General features: G+C 57.0%; 2 protein-coding genes. Both read left to right on the top strand.

From position 1 onward, the window contains the following. The first annotated feature begins 316 nt into the window (after positions 1-316). Positions 317-1,105 carry a hypothetical protein gene (locus ACKVEX_RS16410; protein WP_473216814.1) on the top strand — a complete coding sequence of 263 codons (789 nt, stop codon included), beginning with the start codon at positions 317-319 and terminating at the stop codon, positions 1,103-1,105. Continuing rightward, positions 1,102-2,649, top strand: coding sequence for a hypothetical protein (locus ACKVEX_RS16405; RefSeq protein ID WP_473216813.1), 1,548 nt, complete (start codon positions 1,102-1,104; stop codon positions 2,647-2,649). The genes ACKVEX_RS16410 and ACKVEX_RS16405 overlap by 4 nt, the downstream gene beginning before the upstream one ends. Positions 2,650-2,720: the final 71 nt, after the last annotated feature.

Here is a 2,720-nt window from a genome sequence, read left to right as displayed (position 1 = left end):
CGATGACAAAATCTGGACCCGGCATACAATCCCTACCCTGTTCGGGTCAGCTATGGCTTTGGACCCCCCGTGACCGCCGATTCCGCCAACGTGACCGCCTGTTCGGACACTCACTAGCGGGCGCTCGTGAAGTCGAGATGCTCGGCATCGAGGGGACCGTTGCACGAGGGATGTGGTTCGGAAAGCACAATTCTCTGGGAGTGCATTCTTGATAGAAACGGCATCTAGTTCAGCTTGGCGAGAACCGTTCGAAGGCAGAGACGCCCCCGTTGGCATGCCTATCTGTCATTCCAGTCGTTGGCAGCACTTGCGAGATATGATCAGAGCTTTTTTTATGCTCTTGGTCTGCGGTCTGGTTTTGTTAACGGCCGTATCGCAAGCAAATGCTTTCTGGGGGTCGGTCCATAAGTTTGTTCCGAAGCTACACCCCTTCGTGCGGAGTCCGCTTGCCTTACCGGATGCGGAAATCGTGCGGCTTTCCAAGCTTGCTGACGAGGTAAGGGGGACCGAAAAGCTCGGGATTGAGCTGGGCAAGCGGAATTTGCCAAACGACGTGCTGGAAGACACCTTTCTGCGCATCGCGCTTCATAAGGAGACGCTGCCCCGCGCGGAGGCGAAGGGTATGTTTGCGAATCTGACTGGCGTCCCAGGTTTCAGAACGACGCTGCGAAAGATCATCGGGAACAGCGAGGTTGGCACGGTGGGGCATCTCTATGAGTTGCGCCTGGCGAACGAAGCGGTCGATCGCGGATTCTCGGTAAGGGCAATCGGCGAGAAGTTCTCGGACGGCCTGAAGAGGGGACCCACCGATATTGACGTGATCCTCGAGCGCGGGGGGCGTGTGGTCGCCATCGAGGCGAAGCATTACGGTGCGTACTCGAGAATGCCCCTGGACATGTATCGCGCGGATCTGGATACGCTGGTCGCCTTCAGGGCGTCGGGAAAAGGGAACGTGATGCCGGTGTTCACGATCTCGAGCAAACCGGTGGATGAGGCTTATCTGCGCATGCTCAAGCTCGAGGCAGCTCGGCGTGACGTCGAGCTGGTGTTTGGCGATGCCGGTTCAAGCATTGCCCAGATTAGACAATTGGTGGATATCAGATGAATCGATACGTCGTGCTATGTTTGACTGTGTTCTTGCTGCCTGGCGCGGTTTTTGCGGCAGGGGATGCTGCGAGCTTCGAGTCCTTCTACAAAACACCGTGGGCGATTGGCTGGTTGATTGCAGCCTTTGCTGCCCTGGCCGTGGTGGGATTGATCATCTTCACCGGGGGTACGGCAAGCCCGCTAGTCGCATCCATCGGCACCCTGATCGGCAATGCTATGGGGCTGTCAGGCGCGGCGGCGACTAACGCCGGGCTTGCTCTGCTGGGCGGTGGATCTATTGCATCGGGAGGCTTTGGCATAATCGGCGGAACGGTAGTTCTGACGGCCGCGCTATCGTTTTCGACCGACGTCATTATCGACTACGGCGTGGGCAAGGTTGTGACCGAATATCGCTATCGGGATCTGGTGGCCAAGAGCCAGGATATGCCTACCCTGCCGCTTGCAAGCAATACCAGGGGTCCCAAGGGTTACAGGTTGGCTATCGAAGAACTCGAGCGAGTCAATCAGGACCTGCCATTTCACGCAGAGAGCAATTTCGCGGTGTTTCGAAGCGCAATGGAACAGGCGGAAAAAGTGCGTGCAAATCGGTCGCTCGAGATGGCGGACAAGATCAGGGTCGAGGCTTTACTGGCGCTTCTGAAGTTCCAGACGAACGACTACACCGGAGCGAAAATATATGCCGAAAGAGCGCTGAGGGATGCGAGCCGGGAGGGCGAGTCCGCAACGCTACCAGCATTCATATTCGCCACTAGCCGTTTGTATGACGAAACGCCACGTTTCGATTTATTGACCCGCGTCTATCTCAGTCGCGCAGTTCTGAGCGAACCCGCAAACCCCCTGATCCCCTTGCTCTTTTCAATCTACCTTGATCGCACGATGCTGAGGATCGATCAGGGTGAGCTTGGACCGGAGGCCCTGGCCCGCGTGCTTGAACTGATGAATCACGCAGATCTGGAAAGGCATCGTCTGGTCAACCTTACTGGATTGATGTCGCGATACTTCCAGCGAATCAAGCTCGAGCAGCAAAAGATCTCCTCGCTGGCCGAAACCTCCAATGATACGTTGAAGAACCGCCCAGAGGCACTCGAAACCATCGAGGCCGCCCTCGGTACTTACCAACAGCTATTGGATGGGGCGAAAGTCGTTCTCGGCGAGGTGGAACCGAAGAGTCTGAAGAAGGAGGCGAGAGAAACTTGGGATAAGTTCGGACAACTGCACGAAGACTATGCGAAGGACACAGAAAGATTAGAGGGCCTGGTGGGCGCGCTGGCAGCCTATCAGGAAGAACAGGCTCGCCTGGCTGAGGAAGCACGTCTGGCTGAGGAAGCACGTCTGGCCGAGGAAGCACGTCTGGCCGAGGAAGCGCGTCTCGCCGAGGAAGCGCGTCTCGCCGCGGAGGCCAGATTGGCGGAAGAGTCGGAGCGCTCACGTGAGACGGTGAGGTTGGCGATGTGGGTCGTCGGTTTGATCGCTGCCGCGAGTGTTTTCTTGGTGGTTCGCGTGCGCAGAAGAAGAACGCATGAGGCTCGCGACCTACCCTAAGTGTCAAACAAACTATCCAAATTTGATTCGCACTGTACAGACCTGCTCCGTCTGCCATCGTCACTTTGTGC

Origin of the sequence: Denitraticella aggregata, from assembly GCF_048158365.1 — a bacterium.
Classification (GTDB): Bacteria; Pseudomonadota; Gammaproteobacteria; order Burkholderiales; family Rhodocyclaceae; genus Azoarcus_F.
The sequence above is the reverse complement of the archived record's forward strand: the minus strand, read 5'-3'. Positions and strand labels throughout refer to the sequence as shown.

Bases quoted from the DNA above. Each gene is read 5' to 3' on its own strand.
- ACKVEX_RS16410 (WP_473216814.1), top strand. From the start codon at position 317: ATGATCAGAGCTTTTTTTATGCTCTTGGTCTGCGGTCTGGTTTTGTTA.
- ACKVEX_RS16405 (WP_473216813.1), top strand. From the start codon at position 1,102: ATGAATCGATACGTCGTGCTATGTTTGACTGTGTTCTTGCTGCCTGGC.